Origin of the sequence: Roseofilum sp. SBFL, assembly GCF_017746885.1 — a bacterium.
Lineage (GTDB): Bacteria > Cyanobacteriota > Cyanobacteriia > Cyanobacteriales > Desertifilaceae > Roseofilum.
This window is the reverse complement of sequence record NZ_JAGHZH010000186.1, coordinates 59178-75511: the sequence shown is the minus strand read 5'-3', so window position 1 is coordinate 75511 and position 16334 is coordinate 59178. Positions and strand designations below refer to the sequence as shown.

The following is a 16334-nucleotide window of genomic DNA, read 5'->3' as shown; positions in this document are numbered from 1 at the left end:
CAGGGGAAAACCAACACTTTGCTCAACCCCTCCTTAAAACTGTGGCTCAGGACTATAATCCAAAGGTTCAGGAGCCGATTCATAAACGGGTTCTGGTTCTTGATAGACTGGCTCTTGGTAAACGGGTGGCTGATAAACCGGTTCTTGATAAACCGGTTCTTGGTAAACCGGCTCTTGATAGACCGGTTCTTGATAGACCGGTTCTTGATAAACCGGCTCTTGATAAACGGGAGCTGGAGGAGTATAGAGAGAATCCAGTGTCGCTTGCCAGCGGGCGATCGCATCTTGAGCCTCATAATACAGCGGTCTACCCCAACCGATACGGGACGCTGCGCCAATGGCTTCACTGTAGCGACCTAAAGACGCTAAATATTCAGCATCCCTGAGATCCGCATCATCCTGAGCCGTTTGAATTTCTACCTCCCACTCATAAATAATATCTTGGGCTTGACCATATAACGCACGATCTGAGGTGATTTTTTCCGCCATCTCAATGGCTTCCCACAAATCTCCTGCCTTAGCCAACGATTTCGCCCGATCCAGAATCGGCCGATCCTCAATAATTTCAATCCGCTTATTCCATTCAGCAATTAAGGTTTGAGCCTCAATGCGTAGGGGATGACCTCGCTCAATCTCAGCCGCTAAGGTTCTGGCTTGTGCAAAATCTTCCAAGGTTTCTCCTGCTGCCACCTGCCGAGCCATGGCTAAAACGGGTCGAGCCTCTAAGCGCTCTACTTCCTTGCGCCAATGGGCTACTTTAGTCTGGGCTTGAATGCGCCGAGGGCGGTCAACGGAGACCATTTGAGCAAAATTTTCTGCTTGTTTCAGGGCAACGGGTTGGCCAACACTGGCAATTAGAGTAGCAAATTGAATTTGCACTTCATCTTGGACTTGCTCTTGCCACTGGTCAATTTTGCCTTGAGCTTCTTCATAGAGGGGGCGATCGGGTTTAATTTGAGCGGCTTGAGTTTGAGCTGCTAAAAATGCCCCTAAATTATCCTCTTGAACCGTATCGATCGCTTCTCCTAAGAGAATAAAATCTTGAGCTTCCGCATAGCGAGGGGAATAACTGGGAATACGTTCGGCAATGGCGATCGCCCCTTCGAGATCGTCCTCCTCTAAGCGCTCTTCTGCCTTTTCCAAAAGTTCGCGACTCCAAGTTGCGATTTCCTTAAGTGCCATTTGGCGAGCCAAGCTATCAGCCGGAATCTTATTCACTCGCTCCATGGCTTCCACCAAGTCCTCAACCGTACCATAGCTGGCCCAAGCGCGAGCATCCTTAAGCTGTTTCTGGTATTGTTTTTCTGTAGCAATTAACTGAGTCACTTCCACAAATCGTTCTTGATTCCAGAAGGGATCTTTGAGTTTGCCCAACCGAGACAACTGCTGATAAGCCAGAGTCCAATTTTGATTTTCTATGGCCTCAAGTGCTTTCTGATAAATTTCCTGACCGGTATCCCAGTCAGCTTGCCATAACTCAATTTTTGTTTGAGCCTCAGCATATAAGGGGCTACTCTCCGGGACTTTACTGGCCATCTCGATCGCTTTTTCCAGATTACCCGCCTGTATTTCCCGACGGGCAAACTCTAAAATTGCGTTAGACCAATTGCTCATCAAACGCTGACTTTCAGCATAGAGAGAATGGTTAGAATCCCATTGATCCACAAAAGCGATCGCCGATTCTAGATCCTCTAGTGTGCCAGACAGAGCTTGTTGTTCTACACAATAGAGCTGCTCGCCATCAGCCGCTAATGGTGACAATTCTTTACAATCTGGAGTGGGTGGCACACGAGTTAACAGCCAAGTGGCCACAAACCCCGCCGTGCCAAACATGAGGATAATAATCAGCCATAATAGGGATAGACCCATGGCATTAAGGGTTGTATTTTGGGTTGAGGGACTCGATGGAGTCTCTTGGGGGGAGTTAATGGCGGTTGAAACTTCTTTCATAGACTTTGGGAGAAACGGGATAACGAATGTACTTAATAAAGAAGACGCAGATGTAATTTAAGTCATTAAACTGGGTTTCAATCGTTTAGAAAAGAGGCCAATCCGCATTCACAGGGGGAAATCCGGATCGAGTCCAGGGCGATCGCCAAATATTAGGTATAGACTAACCAGAGTAGCCTAGGATATCTGGTCTTGTTCTAGAGTTTAACCGTTGTTTAGTGTAATGGGTTTTGGTCTTTAAAATCCTTGAAAGAGCCTATGCCACACTCACTCTTGTGTCCTCTAACCTTCGTTCTGTATAGTTTAAGTCATAAGATAACGGTTAAGGCGAACACCCCGATCGACCTTAGCTTCCGTTGGTAATTGTTCTCAAGTTCCCCTATTCGGAAGTCAATCCCTCAATTCAGGAGCCTCCCCCGATGTCATTGGGATCTTTCGATTGTTAACGTGGGGGAGGTAACCAGAATAAACGCCTTGTTTCTTGTCCTTTCTAAAACTAGCCGTCAGACTATTCGCGATCCACAACCTGTAGAATGAACTTCAAGATTTATGATTGGCTTCAAGCATCCCATCTTAGCCTTGGCTCGATTCAGCCAAGCCTATCGCTTTTTAAATCTACCTCTACACCCGATCGAGTTGATGATGCGCCCATTACAATTAACCTTCATCAGTTAAGCCAAGCTGATTTAGCCGGTGTGGCGTTTCGACTGGTGCAAGCCCTACATGAGCAGCAGTTAACCGGTTTCCACACCAATATTCTGGCGGAATTTCTGGCAAGACCTCTTTCCATTGGGCGATCGCATCTTCACCCCTTAAGCCAACTGACGGGTGCCATGATCCACATCGAAAGCCAGTATAAACCAATGCCTCGCAATCATAGCACTTGGTTAGCCCTGGAAATTGCCTATCTTGATGGTTTAGACAACCTATTGATTCAAGAAGAAACCCTGTGTAAACCTTGGTTAAATCGCAGTTGGATCGCTCAATTCCCCCCTTCTTCATCCACAGAAACTGAGCAAACCCCTTGGGTTTCCCAACTCGAAATTATTCACCGTAAACGGCTCACCGATTTAGAAACCGAAAAAATTCTCTCTGATTTAGATCGTGCCCCCATTATTGGTCACATTCATCAAGTCATTCAAGCTTGGTTAGTAGCTAATGGTGCTGAAGATCGGGAGAGCCAATTATTAGTGCAACGGCTCCATCAAGGCTTATTCGGACAATTACTCAAAACCGTTGCCCAATATCATATTTATTTACCTCAACTGCAAAAATTTGTCCGTATTGGCGATTCTAGTCAGGGATTTTATGGAGCTGGAGTGGGAGATTATGAACTTTTAGAAGTGGCTTCTCCAGGGGCAAGAGCAATCATTGATTTGCCACGGGAATTCTATCGTGCCGATCTACAAATCAATCTGGCTTTCCCCTGTTTTGAAGAATCATTTTCTTGGTCTCAATTATATGTCATTCCCAAAGGATTACCCACCAATCTTCCAGAATCTGAAAACAGTATTTCCTTACTCAATTGGGCGAATCAACAGCTTACCGATACCTATAGTTTATCCCTGATTGAGGGCCCCTCTGGTTTAGGGAAAACTCGCTTTTGTCAATGGTGGGCGGCGGAAATTGCTAAAAACACCTATCCTGAATGGATGCCGATTGTCATTTCCCTCGGTTCAGTTCACTTGGGCAACTCCCTAGAAGAAACTTTGGATTCTGCATTTAAGAAAGCAGAATTCACCCGTAATGATGGTTGGTTAAAACCAGGATTTCCCCCTTGCGTCCTCATTTTGGATAGTTTGGATTCTATGCCCTATAGGTGTGTGGGAGATGACCCTTATCAGAAATTACTCGAACAAATTGCTCAATTTCAACACAAACACCGCGATCCGAGGGGCTGGCCTCGGCATAAAATTGTTTTAACCAGTCGGTCTGATTTTCGTTCCCGTTTGGCTTTAGAGCAAAAAATTCAAAGGATGGGAACTCAGAAACTAGAAGCGGATGTGGCGTTCCTCGATGGGGTATTAAAAACTCGATTCCCCTTGAAGATCTCCCGATTTCAGATCGAGCCGATGGATTTAGAATCTGTGCAAGAATGGTTTAAGAATTGGTCAAAGTTGCAAAGTCGTGAAATTGCTAAATCCTATTTTGATTTTCTCAAACAAGCTGGATTATTCAGTAATAAAACCGCAGCTAAAGAATTAGCCGCTATGGTGCGCCAACCCTTAATGTTGTATCTATTGGGTGTTTTGCAGCGGGATGGTTTTTTCGAGAAAGATTTAATTGATATTCCGTTTCCAGGGATAAAACTGGAAATCTACGATCGCATGATGACCTGGTTGCTAGGCGAAATTACCTCCAGACGATTGCGGGGGAGACAGACCCAAAAATTGATTCGCATCGGTTTAGGCCATGCGGGACGATCGCAAGAAACCATATCCCGTTTTCTCAAAGGTCGCTCTCCCTTCAACCTGCGTATCCTGTGCCAAAATGCTGCTCTAATTTTACTCCAAAGTGGACAACAGACCCTCAACAGCACTCACCTGAAAGCTAAACTGAACCTTGCCGAATCTGAACCCTTAGATTTACCCTCCTTTTTATTTCAGGAGACCCCAAAACCCCACCGGCAAACCATTGAATATCAATTTACCCATCGTAGTTTCGGTGAATACTTAGCCATTGAGGCGATCGCCAAACAGCTCCAACCTCTCCTCGATCCCAGTCAAGAGCTTGACCTGCACGCCATTGCCCAAATCCTCTATCCTCTGCTCGGATTTGGCCTGCTCCCTTACAACAGTGAAGACCTACTCCTAGAGCGACTGCAACGAGAGCAAAACAATTATCCCCAGTCTTTCAATTTAAGTACTCTGTGCGATCGCCTAGATCGGTTCTGGGCTAGTTACTGCCAAGCCCAATGGATTAACACCCCCATCCCCAAACAAGCTCACGATCGCTTCCACTCCCTCGGAAACCCCATCAATATCCTGCAAGTGGATGCTATCCTCGGCATCAATCTCCTTCTTCTGATCGCTGTCTTTGCTCGTGCCACTTCTACTTCCTTCTATCCCTGTGGTATCCCCGATCGCCTTACCCTCAGTGAACCGTCCATAGTCATCGATCTCAACCGGCAAATAGGGGCCACAACCCTGGGCCGTTGGCTCCCTTATAACCCCAATCAACTCCTCACTTTAGCTGGCCGAGCATCGATCTTGTCCCCCCTCACCTTTTGGCAACGTCTGGGGCGAGACTTCCATCACCTTCAGCTTCCTGGGGTCAACTTACAACATGCTATCTTGCCCAAAAGTCACCTGCAAAACACCAATCTCCAGGGTGCAAACCTCCAAGGAGCCAATCTGAGTGGCTCCCAACTCCAAGAAGCCAATTTATCTGGTGCTGACTTATCCGGTGCTGACCTATCCAACGCTGACCTATCAAGAGCTAATCTGAGCATGGCTAACCTAACTGGAGCCAAATTACAAGGCACGGTTTTAGAAGAAACCAACTTTAGCAACGCTTGTCTCTATCAGGCACTCATCGATCCCCAACATCATAATTTTATTCAATCCCAAGGAGTCTTTTGGACCTGGGAACAATATTGTGCCTACCAAGAAGCCAGTTGGACAGAAAACGAACACAACTCCAATCTGCCCCAAATGGCCTCTGATTCGGATTTCTTACCCTCGATTGAAATTGCTGAAGACGAAACCGTAGCTTTTGAATCGGGATCGTATTTCAATCGGTCAGACCAATCAACAATTGAAGATATCGAGGCTCCGGAAGGGATCGAGCATCTGCTCACGGCTGCCTATATGCCCGATCAAATTCCGGATGGCGATGGAGAGCAATATGATGATGAAGGCACTGAAACGGTTTTATATGCCCCAACTCCTGCTCAAGATATTGAAGGTGAAAGCATCCGTTATCAACCCCCTAGTGAAGCAGAGTAGGGGCGAAAGATTTTTCGCCCCCATGATGTATGAATCCGTTCAACTGGGCTAAGAATCGCCTCTGATGCCCCGTTATACAGGAATACTCGCCTCTACAGTAGGAGATCGAGATTATCTTGCGAGATTTACTGCCAACTGTCCCAATTTTCATTGAGAATGGAGGTATTGGGAAAAGCGATCGGATTCCCTTGATTCACTAACCGTCGTTGCAGGACTTCTAATTGGGGTTCTGGTGCGGGCAAATTATCGACCAATTCATAAGGCATCAGATCGTTTTCGAGGGCAAAAACGACCGTATTCCCGGCGGCTGCACCAACTGACCATTCAAAGGAATGCACCCGATAAGCAGCCGCCGCAATATGGCTGGCGGCGATACTTTTACCAGCAATTAACAGGTTATTCAATTGTTGGGGAATCATGGCTCGCAGGGGAATTTGGAAGGGGTAAGCCGTCCCTGCGCCTTGACGTTCTCCTTCGCGCTCGGTGTTACCGGGTTTTTCCGGAGGACTTTGTGTCATGCAGGGGTGAAAGTCGATCGCATAGTGACCAATGCCAACAGAATCTGGAAAGATGGTGGAGCGGGTGCGACGTTGGGGAGGGTTGGGTAGAGAATCAGATTGCAGAACCTCGATCGCCTCTAATCCGGCGATCGCCGCTCGAAAGGCTCTGTATTCCTCTAGAGGTAAGGCTTGGCTATAATATTCATCGGTATATCCCTGGCGCGAAATATCGATTTCCCAGATGGTAAACCCATCAGGATGGGCCCAACTGGGACGACCAATAATCCGTCGTCCTTCACGCATATAGGGATATTTCGACAGTCCGTGAGCGGTTCCCATGGGGGAGTCTAACCCAGATAAAAAGCGATAATTGGGATGGAGTTCTTTAAATCCATCTCCCAATTGGGAATCCGTGGTTCCCGCAACCAACCAGTAATAAAATCCCAAGGCATGTTCTTCGGCTTTGCGTAAGGCATCAACGCGCAGTCCTCCCCTCCATCCTCCAGGCTCCAATTGACCGGTGGCTTGCAGTTGGTTCGGGGTATAAATAAAGTTATCGATTGAAGTCCCTGGACGGTAATCATTGCCCCATGTCCAGTTTTGCATCCCGATATCCCCAGGGGTGGGTTTTGTAAAACCAATGCCTCTAAATTTCGTGGCTTCTCCTGTGGTTGGACTCCAGATCCGGCGATAGGTGAATACCAGATCGAAACTGGCTAGGCGCTCTAATTCGTAGCTATAGTAGGGGGCATATTGGGGATAAAAGTCTGGCATCACCTGGGGTTGGGGTTCGTCCATGGTTTCCATGGCGAAGGTGTAGGTAAAGCCTTGGGTACAGTAGGGATTGCCGGTTTCACTGGAGGAAGAGGGTTCTAGGGGCGATCGCGGATCGATCCCCAAACGGTGAGGAATATTCGTGAGTCCAATTAATTCCCCGGTTTCCGTCCCATCGATGACATACCAGGGTTTATCCTGAGGTGCAATGAAGCGGATAATACTTTTAGTTAGATATTCGGAATTGTCGTAGGTGTAAGCATCTTCTAGGGTTTGGGAGAGAAAGCGGGTATTTAGGGGAGGTGCGCCTGGTGCGGCTTGGTGTTGAATGGCGATCGCCCCTTCAATCAGCGTGCGATTCGCATTATGATCCAGGTCTTTCACCACCGTATTCGGATACCAGTGCAGCGTCCCTTTCCCTTGTTTTGCCGCAGTTTCCAGCATCTCCATCAAGATCAGATGACCATCTTTGGGCAGAAAACAGGAGACACTCACCCAACACTCACCTGGATTTAGCTTGCCATAGGTTTGGAAGATGCGATCGCGCAACTCCAAATAGCCGCGAGAATAAAACAATTGCGCTCTCTGCGTCGTTCTCTCATCCAAAGCCGAAGTTCCCTGGGAAGAAATTTGACCGCCTACCCAGTCCGTCAACTCCGTCAAACAAACCGTTTTACCTCCGAGCAGCGCCTCATAAGCAGTCGCCGTTCCTGCCAATCCCCCACCCACTACCAATACATCGCAGGAGACGGTTCGATCCGGTTCCGGAGTCGCCAGTGCGGCACTCGACGAGAATCCGGTAACAATTAATGTGAATAGTAATCCTAGATACTTTTTCATCAGAGAACCTTAAGTAGATGTAAGTTGAAGTATCCAGTCTATCCACTTCTCAACGGTTTGTGCGCGTCTTTCTATCGTGGCTTGACGAAGGTTGTCAAGATTGTTACTCATAATCTTAACAATTTCTTCTCGATCCGGTTTTTCTGAGTTGGCCAAATACTCGCTGAGAACCATATTAAAGACTTTGTGAGATAAGATAGCTTTGACTAATTCGAGATTCTTTGTCTTAGGATCAAGCTTCACAATTGTTTTACCCTTATCAGTCAATATATACCCCGAACTTCCTAGGACTCTCTTAAAGAGTCCTAGATAAATACCTGCTGATATATAGTAGTCTGTTTGCCTCACATTAAATGCATACTCTGTTGTGATTTCATCCTTGGTGAGTGGATCTTCATGGATATAAAGCTTATCTAACAAATCAATAACCCTTACAAATCTATCAGCTTGGGGAAAGGGCGCGATATTCTCATCTTCAAAGCATTCTATCTTACTCAATACCTGTTTTATCTCTGACAGATCAATCTCATACTGTCCAATACAGTACCTATGAATCGAATTCAGATGAATCGAATTATATTGATATAAATCACAGAATTCAAAAACATAGAATGTAAAAATATTGTTAGAATATAACAGTAAAATAGGAACTACTTCTTTACCCGTTTTGGATTGCCACAATCTATAAGGATAATAAAGCTGTCGAATAATAAAATCATCTACAGATTGACACTTGGCTTCAATTATTGCGAACTTACTGGTTCCTTCAAATCCACCATCTATTTCGCATTGAGCATTGTTAACTTTAAGGTTTTGACCTTGGCTAGTCCTGGAATTATGAATTTCGTAATCAAATTGTCCTGTAGACATTCGACCAAATACGGTAAAAAGTGTTTCTTCTTCCAAAATATCGGTTAGCATCCCTGACAAATATGCACAGAGAATAGCCGATGACTCAGAACTGATCTGCTGAGGCACAATAGTTTCAATATGTGATGGAAACTCAAAATATTGAATTTCTGGCAACGTTCTATCTTCAGGAAGTGAAAAGTAGCTAGAAAAATGACCAATAACATAACCACCTCTAGAAACAGGTTGTATAGAGAGGTTATTATCTCGAAAAAGTTTTGGACGCTCAACCTGATGATCGAACTTTGTCATCAGACGTGATTCTCGCTGCTGGTTTATTATTTTAGATGAGATATAAAAACAACCATCTATTTCAATTTCTTCCAGTATCTTCTGTTTTTCAAATAGTGCTTGCCAAGCACTATCATTTGTCGATGGTTTTGCACTCATATTTGTTATAAATTAATAATTCTTGAATCTTTCCTCTTTTCGAGCTGACTGCATTGATTGCCCGCAAAGCATTAACTTCAACGATTTCATATCGAGAATCGCTGTATAACTCACGAATTAATGGAGCATTAGAATTGCTAACTAATACATTACAACCTAGGTCTGATAACCGATCGCATACTTGCTTAACTCTCTCCTGCTCCCTCTGTCCAAAACCATCAACACTATACCCAGTGAAGGATGATGTGTCAGAAATTGGATGGTATGGGGGGTCAAAATAAACAAAGTCTCCTTGCCTTGCGGTTGAAACTGAATCCTCAAAATCACCTTCACAGATTCTAACCGATCTTTGATTTAGAAAGTTACTAACTGCCTTGATAATACTCCGATCTGCTATAACCGGATTGATAGGGTTTCCATAGGGGACATTAAATTGACCTTTGCTATTAACACGAAACAATCCATTAAAACAAGTTTTATTTAAATATATGAGTCGTGCTGCTCGCTTGACTGACGATAATTTTTTGAAAGTAGAATGTCTATCTTGACTGCGTAATGTATAGTAATAATCTTTTGAGTTATTTCTCTCATGTTCCTGGCAAAGATCCAGCAACTCATCAGGATGTTCTTTAATTACATTGTAACAATTCATGAGTTCTTTGTTGGTATCATTAATTACAGTTTTTTCCGGTTGAAGTGAGAACAAAACTGCACCTGCACCAACAAACGGCTCATAGTATTGAGTGTACTTTTGTGGAATATACTTTTTGATGACTGGCATGAGTTGTCTCTTCCCACCTGCCCATTTCAAGAATGGCTGAACTAAGAGGTTGTATTTGTCCCCCTTTCTTCTTTGAGGATCTAATGGTTTTTCTACAGCCCGTCGTTCCATCTCTGTTTACGCAAAAGTTTTCATCTAGAACTCTATTATAATACAAAAAGGTCTTACAATGTCAGGGAAAAAATATGTTTTTTTAGTAGACTTAATTGTTTTTACTCTGGGATGTTCATCGATCTTGTGATTGACGATTTACTGGTTCAATATAATATTACTGTACCAGTATTTTCAATTCCTATTTTAACGTTCCTATTAATAGATGAGTCTTTTAGGCTTTCGGATTCGCACTCAGTATCGGTCAATTGGCATCGGATTGAGTTCTGTAGAACCACAGACAAAATAGACACACTAATCCAAGAACAATTTCAATGCCATCTGACCATACTAAGGAAGCCACTGGGATACCGTCAATTGTCATACCGAGCAATCTGGAAAGACCATAAGACAAATAAACTAAGGTAGCTAAGATAGTTGATGTAAAGGTAAGCTGGGAGATAAAAGCACCCATGAGCATGAGGATACCACTGCTGAACAAAGCTCTCGCAGGGGCACGAATTTCACTGAGAAAGTTAACGCTGCCACCAAGATCAATTTGATTCATGGCATACAACTCGGCAGGCGATCGCAACCCCTCCAGCTAAACACAACACAACTTGTAACACTTTGGATGATTGCATAACCTTGCTCCAATTTGTGAGATCGCCCAAGAAGCAGTCAGGTAAAACTTTGCTGATTTTGTATGGTAAGTCAGCCATCCGCTAACATGACATACAATTACAGGCATAACCCAAGTACCATGAATCCTATGACTTCACTCATCTGTAATCCTCCCACTAATGAACTTCCCTTGCAACTGTGGCAACCCTCTAGTTGGGAAAATTACGAGGCTTGGCGCGATCGCAACTGTCCCGAAAAAATAAAGTTATACTACTACCAACATCAACTCTTAGTCGAAATGGGTTCAGAAGGAATTAATCACTCTAGCATTGGGGATTTATTCACCATGCTTTTTGCATTCTGGTTTAGTCAAAAGCAAAATCAAAACCTTAGCTCTTTCGGTGGCTGTTTACTGGAAAAAACGAACCAAAGTTCTGCTGCCCCCGATCTAGTTCTCTATATTGGAGACAACTATCCCACCTGGAATCCTAGAGAAAAACGCTATATTGATTTAGATCGCTGGCGAGTCCCCGATCTAGTTGGTGAAATTTCTGATACCACCTTATCAAGCGATTTAGATGAGAAAAAACACTTGTATGCTTCTTTAGGTATCCCTGAATATTGGGTGATTGATGTCAAAGGACAGCGAGTTTTTGCCTTCAAGCTACAAGACGATAACCAATATAAAGAGTGCGATGATTCCCAAGGTTTATCGGGTTTACCCATCTCTCTTCTAGAACAAACCCTTGTCCGTTTACAAGAAGCCAGTAATATAACCGTTGCCAATTGGTTTTCTGAGCAGATTAAATCTCTGGATCTTGGCAAACCTGAATGATATCAATGGGAATTAATCGAGAAAAATCGAGTAGGGTTATAGACACTCTACTCGATCGCCATCACTAAAGGCAAATCCTCATCTAGCGGACAAATTGGGGCATGACTTCAGCCGCAGTGAAGAGTCCGTGGATACCGCGACGATGGAAGGAAATTCCGGCTTTGAGATAGCCAAAAGCTGGCCCGCAAACATTGGCCGCCATGCTGGTTTCATCGCCTAAGGTGAAGGTATGGGTGGAAATTTTGCCTTCAAAGGTGCGTCCAGTGATTTGGACGTTAGTACTGAGGGGTTTTTTGGGGTTACGGGTATCGACAATACCACCGACGGATACGCAGGAGCGATCGCAGATTCCAGCTAATTCCAGCATAATATCATCGGCATGTTCCATGTTTTCTAAAGCCAGAATACCGTTGGTGTTATCCAAGAGTGCCTCGACTTCGGCATCACTCATCGCTCGTGCTTTCTCCACATCATAACCGGGCATATGGGCAATATCTTCGCGAATAGTCGCCCGATAAGCTTCCCAATTGGCAATACCCACCCCAAAGGTAATTTTACACGAATGAATTTCAGCATAACTTTGGGCAGCTAGGGCAGCAGCAGCAGTAAGCAAACCAGGAGTTGCACCACATCCAGTCATGTAGGTAATGCCAGCTTGTTGCAACTCATCTTGTAACTCTAGCAGTTGTTCTACGGCACTGGTACGTTTGAGGGCATCCACCAGCACCCCTTGCCAACCGGAGGCAATAAACTGCCGAGCCACATCTGCCATGAAAGTGTTGGGGAGATTGGGAAGCGCTAGAAAATAACCCTCTACCACAGAAGCCTGTTGGATCAAATCAGCAATGCTATTCTCGCTCAGGATTCCCCATGGCTCTAAATATCCCACAGAATGGCGATCGCCATACACTTGAGCGCAAGCATCCCCATCTAACCCTTCTGGATGATAAGCATAGCCCTTATGGTCAGCCACCGCCGTTAACCGCATTTCCCCTTTGGGAGCCAAAACCTTAGCCGCAGCTTGTCCCAAACCACCAAAGCCCAAAACACCAACATGCATCACCCCAATATTTTGGTTGTTCATTGTCGTTACACCAATTTTTTGAACCAGACTAATCCTCCATTATCAACCATTGTGCGTGATTCCTTCGCCCATAGCCCTTATGAGAAATAATTACAAATGATAACGATTTATATCTTCGACGGTGAACCCTCAAATCCTTATATCCTAGGATTCTTGACGATTTGAGAAACTTGCGTCACACTGACCAATAATTGAGAACACACTTCAAGTGTGTCATAATTTTTGTTACGATTTGCGTCGTTATGATGCAACTAAAAGTCCGGTTCATGCCTTTAAGCAAGAACCATCGGCTTGGTTTATCAGGGACAAACTCACATGGAAACCCTAGAGTTCATCATTTACCCGGATGGTCGGGTAAAAGAAACCGTTACTGGCATTGTTGGATCGTCCTGTGCAGAAGTGACCGCAGCCATTGAAGCTCAACTCGGTCATGTCCTCAAAGTCGAACCAACGGCTGAGTATTTTGCCCAAGTGCAACAGGAACAGGACGTTACCACGAATCAGGCTACGTTCAGCCAATGGTAACGATTGTGTCAACTGTATTTTGTATTTTTACACCAAACAACCTGCCATGTCACACTTTAGTCAAATTAAAACTCAAATTCGCAATTTAGAGGCTCTGAAAACTGCTTTAAGTGAGTTAGAGATTGATTGGAAATCTGGCCCGAGTCCCGTTCGCGGATATCAAGGACAAACTCACGACGCTGAAGTAGTAATCGAACAAGAGAATGGTTACGATATTGGCTTTAGTTGGAATGGCCAATCCTATCAATTAGTTTCGGATATGCAATTCTGGCAGCAGAATCTTTCCGTACAAGGATTTATTAATAAAATCACCCAGCGCTATGCCTATCATACAGTGGTGCAAGAGACTGCAAAACAAGGGTTTGAAGTAGCAGAACAGCAGAAAAATGAAGATGGTTCAATTCGCTTAGTGCTGCAACGTTGGAGTGCATAATGGATGATTTTTATCCCCTTTCAACTGACGATCGGGATTTAGAACGCAGTGGACTAGAACCTGAATTAGGTGGTGTGTGGCGGGATGAACCAGACCGGACAGGATTTGAACCCGAATTGGGGGGAATCCTGCGCCAGAAAGGGGTTTATGTGGATGAGGTAACCTGTATTGGGTGTAAACATTGCGCCCATGTAGCCCGAAATACGTTTTATATTGAAGACAAGTATGGGCGATCGCGAGTAATCCAGCAAGATGGAGACCCAGAAGAGCTGATTCAAGAGGCGATCGAAACCTGTCCCGTAGACTGCATCCACTGGGTTGATTATACCGAACTCAAACAACTCGAAGCCCAACGAAAATATCAGGTCATGCCTGTTCCTGGTTTTCCGATTAATCGAGCTTTGATGTCATCAACCCAACGTCAAATACACCAAAACCCGGAATAAATGAACTCAAAAGGCTGTAACTCTACAGCCTTTTATTATCGGTGAATTTTTCTAATCCAATTATGATGAGTCAAGAAATCGTAGAGCAAGTGACCCAAAGCTACAAAGTCTTGCTCGCTTATCATCAGCAAGTCGGCAGCCTATTTCAACTGTTAGATAAAAGATTTTCATCAGGAAACAATGGCAAAAAACTTTTACCTCTTTCTGTAGATAAACTATTTGCCGTTTGTGATGACGAGTATATGTTATTAGATCATTATACCTTATCGAGTCGTCAGCAACCCTATGATACAGGTCTCCCCTTTTGGTTAGGGCGTTTTTATGTTGATGCAGATCGTTTAATCGGCGATCGTTGCATTGATGATTACTTCGCCCAAGAAATTCCTTATATGGCTTTTGTCTGGATTTGGGTGGGGTGTGACGATCCCAATGTGGCGGATGTAGAGGAACCTGAATGTTGGATTGCTATCGTCGAGCCTCAACCGAATAATCCCGAAACGCGACTGTATGATATGGCAGAAATGGTTTGGAAATTTATACGCATTGAGACGACGACAGAAAAAGAAGAAGATGGATGGATTTCTGGGCGTTTTTATCCGAATTCTCTAGGCTGTGAGTTGAATGGAGCGTGGCAAGTGCAACGATTTCCTCTCAAGGAATTATCGAGTCTTTATGACATCTATAAATTCATTATTAATCCATTGACTCAGAAGATAGCTCAATGTAATAAAAATAGCGGTTAAAAAAGTCCCATTCGTTGCCGATCGCCAAAAGGCTAAACTTCCAGGAAATCGCTAAAATAGGGATGATTAATCGATTCCCTGTCATCATGATTTCGTTTATCCTCAGTTTAATTCCACTTCCCTTGGCAAAACGTACAGTTCAGCGATCGCTCGTTTTTCTTGTCCTGTTATTTACTACCTGGGGACTCGTCATCGGTTGCAGTTCCTCAGTAAACCAGGTCAAAAATTTGCAACTCGGACAAGGAGAACAGATTATTGTTTTAGGCGATAGCATTGCCTCTGGCTATGGAGTAAACCCAGAGCAAGCCTTTCCCAGTGTTTTAAGTCGTCGGTTGAATGTGGCGATTCTCAATCAAGGCGTTGCAGGCGATACAACAGCCATGGGGTTAGCGCGTCTGCAAACCGATGTATTGGATGAAAATCCCTGGTTAGTCATGGTGGAGTTGTCAGGGAATGATTATCTACAACGCATCCCCGAAACAGAGACGGAGGAGAATTTACGCCAAATCATAACCCAGATTCAAGCTCAGGGGGCGATCGCCGTGATTTTAGGCATCAATGTAGGCATAGTGGGGGATAATTACGATCGCATGTTTGAGGAATTAGCCCAGGAGACACAAGCCTATTTGATTCCTCAGATCCTCAAGGGCTTACTTAGGGATGAGCGATACCGGCAAGATGATATCATACATCCTAATGCTGATGGACATGAGATTATTGGCGATCGCGTCTTTGATGGTCTACAACCCTTACTTAAAGCCACTAAGATTCCCCCTAATCTGGAGAATCTCATCATTGAGCGATAAGAGAGCAAATAGTGTTAACCTTTGTAACGTATCAGAGGTCTTCCAAAGAACCTGGTAAGATACCTCTCAAAACTCTCCGATCTTATTAAGGGACATTGTTATGAGCTTGGAAAATGTACGCCGCCATCTTTCGGAATTAGCAGAATTAATTAGTCAATTGGAATATGAAAATCTGAGTGCCGAACAAAAGAAAGTCAAGGCTTCCCTAATTGAGACCTATGAAACAATGAGAACTCGTGTGATAGAAGAATATTGGCGCGAGATTGAGATGAAAGGGGCTTATATGTCAGAAGATGCAGGATTAATTGGAATTGCCCAACAGTTAAAAGATCAGTTAGAGGCTGATGGTAATTATTTAGGCAAAACTCAAGAAGCCTTCGATGCATTTATGGCTGATTTAGAGCAATTGCGTTAGAGAGCTTCCAGACGATAGCTAGTGAATGAAGAATTTAGCTCAGACAATTGGCTCTCAGTCAATTGTCTAAGGTTTAGGCTGGGAATTTTCATTCTCCTTTATGATTGCCTATTGCCTATTGCCTAGCGTGAAGTACCCTAACGTTAGCCACAAGCGATCGCTCAATCTCAACTGAAATTAATGAGTTATTTCCTTAGAAATAACGAAAGCTTAACCTAATATCGATACAGTCATAATGTCAA

The 16334-nt window shown here is 44.3% G+C and carries 14 protein-coding genes; 8 read left to right on the top strand and 6 right to left on the bottom strand.

Annotation, left to right across the window (positions count from 1 at the left end; all coding sequences use genetic code 11):
* Positions 1-33 precede the first annotated feature (33 nt).
* Positions 34-1950 carry a hypothetical protein gene (locus tag J7545_RS21020; RefSeq protein ID WP_318720095.1) on the bottom strand — a complete coding sequence of 639 codons (1917 nt, stop codon included), beginning with the start codon at positions 1948-1950 and terminating at the stop codon, positions 34-36.
* A gap of 533 nt (positions 1951-2483) precedes the next feature.
* Between J7545_RS21020 and J7545_RS21015 the strand changes: the two genes are divergently transcribed.
* On the top strand, positions 2484-5897 hold the full coding sequence (locus J7545_RS21015) for a pentapeptide repeat-containing protein (RefSeq protein ID WP_318700650.1): 3414 nt from the start codon (positions 2484-2486) through the stop codon (positions 5895-5897).
* 125 nt (positions 5898-6022) lie between these two features.
* On the opposite strand, the gene J7545_RS21010 is transcribed toward J7545_RS21015, so the two are convergent.
* The 4 genes from J7545_RS21010 to J7545_RS20995 all read right to left on the bottom strand — a co-directional run bounded on the left by J7545_RS21010 (position 6023) and on the right by J7545_RS20995 (position 10749).
* Positions 6023-8011 carry an FAD-dependent oxidoreductase gene (locus tag J7545_RS21010; RefSeq protein ID WP_318700649.1) on the bottom strand — a complete coding sequence of 663 codons (1989 nt, stop codon included), beginning with the start codon at positions 8009-8011 and terminating at the stop codon, positions 6023-6025.
* Between the two features lie 9 nt (positions 8012-8020).
* On the bottom strand, positions 8021-9310 hold the full coding sequence (locus tag J7545_RS21005) for a type II restriction enzyme (RefSeq protein ID WP_318700648.1): 1290 nt from the start codon (positions 9308-9310) through the stop codon (positions 8021-8023).
* The gene (locus J7545_RS21000; RefSeq protein ID WP_318700647.1) at positions 9285-10202 is read right to left on the bottom strand and encodes a DNA adenine methylase; all 918 of its coding nucleotides are present in this window, start codon (positions 10200-10202) and stop codon (positions 9285-9287) included. The genes J7545_RS21005 and J7545_RS21000 overlap by 26 nt, the downstream gene beginning before the upstream one ends.
* Before the next feature lie 244 nt (positions 10203-10446).
* Positions 10447-10749: a DUF4345 domain-containing protein gene (locus J7545_RS20995; protein WP_413038615.1), complete on the bottom strand. Its 303-nt coding sequence runs from the start codon at positions 10747-10749 to the stop codon at positions 10447-10449.
* Positions 10750-10953: 204 nt separating this feature from the next.
* On the opposite strand from J7545_RS20995, the gene J7545_RS20990 reads away from it, so the two are divergent.
* On the top strand, positions 10954-11640 hold the full coding sequence (locus J7545_RS20990) for a Uma2 family endonuclease (RefSeq protein WP_318700646.1): 687 nt from the start codon (positions 10954-10956) through the stop codon (positions 11638-11640).
* Between the two features lie 82 nt (positions 11641-11722).
* Here J7545_RS20990 and bioU read toward each other — a convergent pair whose 3' ends face one another.
* Complete coding sequence (gene bioU / locus J7545_RS20985; protein WP_318700645.1) at positions 11723-12724, bottom strand: (S)-8-amino-7-oxononanoate synthase BioU; 1002 nt, start codon at positions 12722-12724, stop codon at positions 11723-11725.
* A 315-nt stretch (positions 12725-13039) separates the two neighbouring features.
* Between bioU and J7545_RS20980 the strand changes: the two genes are divergently transcribed.
* The 6 genes from J7545_RS20980 to J7545_RS20955 all read left to right on the top strand — a co-directional run bounded on the left by J7545_RS20980 (position 13040) and on the right by J7545_RS20955 (position 16092).
* The gene (locus J7545_RS20980) at positions 13040-13249 is read left to right on the top strand and encodes a DUF2997 domain-containing protein (RefSeq protein WP_271943338.1); all 210 of its coding nucleotides are present in this window, start codon (positions 13040-13042) and stop codon (positions 13247-13249) included.
* Positions 13250-13295: 46 nt separating this feature from the next.
* The gene (locus J7545_RS20975) at positions 13296-13682 is read left to right on the top strand and encodes a DUF1257 domain-containing protein (RefSeq protein ID WP_271943336.1); all 387 of its coding nucleotides are present in this window, start codon (positions 13296-13298) and stop codon (positions 13680-13682) included.
* On the top strand, positions 13682-14128 hold the full coding sequence (locus J7545_RS20970) for a ferredoxin (protein WP_318700644.1): 447 nt from the start codon (positions 13682-13684) through the stop codon (positions 14126-14128). Before J7545_RS20975 ends, J7545_RS20970 begins: the two co-directional genes overlap by 1 nt.
* Positions 14129-14190: 62 nt before the next feature.
* Positions 14191-14871 (top strand): hypothetical protein, encoded by a 681-nt coding sequence (locus J7545_RS20965; protein ID WP_318700643.1) that lies wholly within the window; start codon positions 14191-14193, stop codon positions 14869-14871.
* A 62-nt stretch (positions 14872-14933) separates the two neighbouring features.
* On the top strand, positions 14934-15677 hold the full coding sequence (locus J7545_RS20960) for a GDSL-type esterase/lipase family protein (RefSeq protein ID WP_318700642.1): 744 nt from the start codon (positions 14934-14936) through the stop codon (positions 15675-15677).
* Positions 15678-15777: 100 nt separating this feature from the next.
* A complete protein-coding gene (locus J7545_RS20955; RefSeq protein ID WP_318700641.1) occupies positions 15778-16092 on the top strand; it encodes a hypothetical protein in 315 nt (104 codons plus the stop codon).
* The last annotated feature ends 242 nt before the right edge of the window (positions 16093-16334 follow it).

What these genes read in the sequence shown, in the direction of transcription:
- J7545_RS20975 (WP_271943336.1), top strand. Translation starts at nt 13,296, where the DNA reads ATGTCACACTTTAGTCAAATTAAAACTCAAATTCGCAATTTAGAGGCT.
- J7545_RS21010 (WP_318700649.1), bottom strand. Translation starts at nt 8,011, where the DNA reads ATGAAAAAGTATCTAGGATTACTATTCACATTAATTGTTACCGGATTC.
- J7545_RS20990 (WP_318700646.1), top strand. Translation starts at nt 10,954, where the DNA reads ATGACTTCACTCATCTGTAATCCTCCCACTAATGAACTTCCCTTGCAA.
- bioU (WP_318700645.1), bottom strand. Translation starts at nt 12,724, where the DNA reads ATGAACAACCAAAATATTGGGGTGATGCATGTTGGTGTTTTGGGCTTT.
- J7545_RS20970 (WP_318700644.1), top strand. Translation starts at nt 13,682, where the DNA reads ATGGATGATTTTTATCCCCTTTCAACTGACGATCGGGATTTAGAACGC.
- J7545_RS20980 (WP_271943338.1), top strand. Translation starts at nt 13,040, where the DNA reads ATGGAAACCCTAGAGTTCATCATTTACCCGGATGGTCGGGTAAAAGAA.
- J7545_RS20965 (WP_318700643.1), top strand. Translation starts at nt 14,191, where the DNA reads ATGATGAGTCAAGAAATCGTAGAGCAAGTGACCCAAAGCTACAAAGTC.
- J7545_RS21000 (WP_318700647.1), bottom strand. Translation starts at nt 10,202, where the DNA reads ATGGAACGACGGGCTGTAGAAAAACCATTAGATCCTCAAAGAAGAAAG.
- J7545_RS20960 (WP_318700642.1), top strand. Translation starts at nt 14,934, where the DNA reads ATGATTAATCGATTCCCTGTCATCATGATTTCGTTTATCCTCAGTTTA.
- J7545_RS20995 (WP_413038615.1), bottom strand. Translation starts at nt 10,749, where the DNA reads ATGAATCAAATTGATCTTGGTGGCAGCGTTAACTTTCTCAGTGAAATT.
- J7545_RS21020 (WP_318720095.1), bottom strand. Translation starts at nt 1,950, where the DNA reads ATGAAAGAAGTTTCAACCGCCATTAACTCCCCCCAAGAGACTCCATCG.
- J7545_RS21005 (WP_318700648.1), bottom strand. Translation starts at nt 9,310, where the DNA reads ATGAGTGCAAAACCATCGACAAATGATAGTGCTTGGCAAGCACTATTT.
- J7545_RS21015 (WP_318700650.1), top strand. Translation starts at nt 2,484, where the DNA reads ATGAACTTCAAGATTTATGATTGGCTTCAAGCATCCCATCTTAGCCTT.
- J7545_RS20955 (WP_318700641.1), top strand. Translation starts at nt 15,778, where the DNA reads ATGAGCTTGGAAAATGTACGCCGCCATCTTTCGGAATTAGCAGAATTA.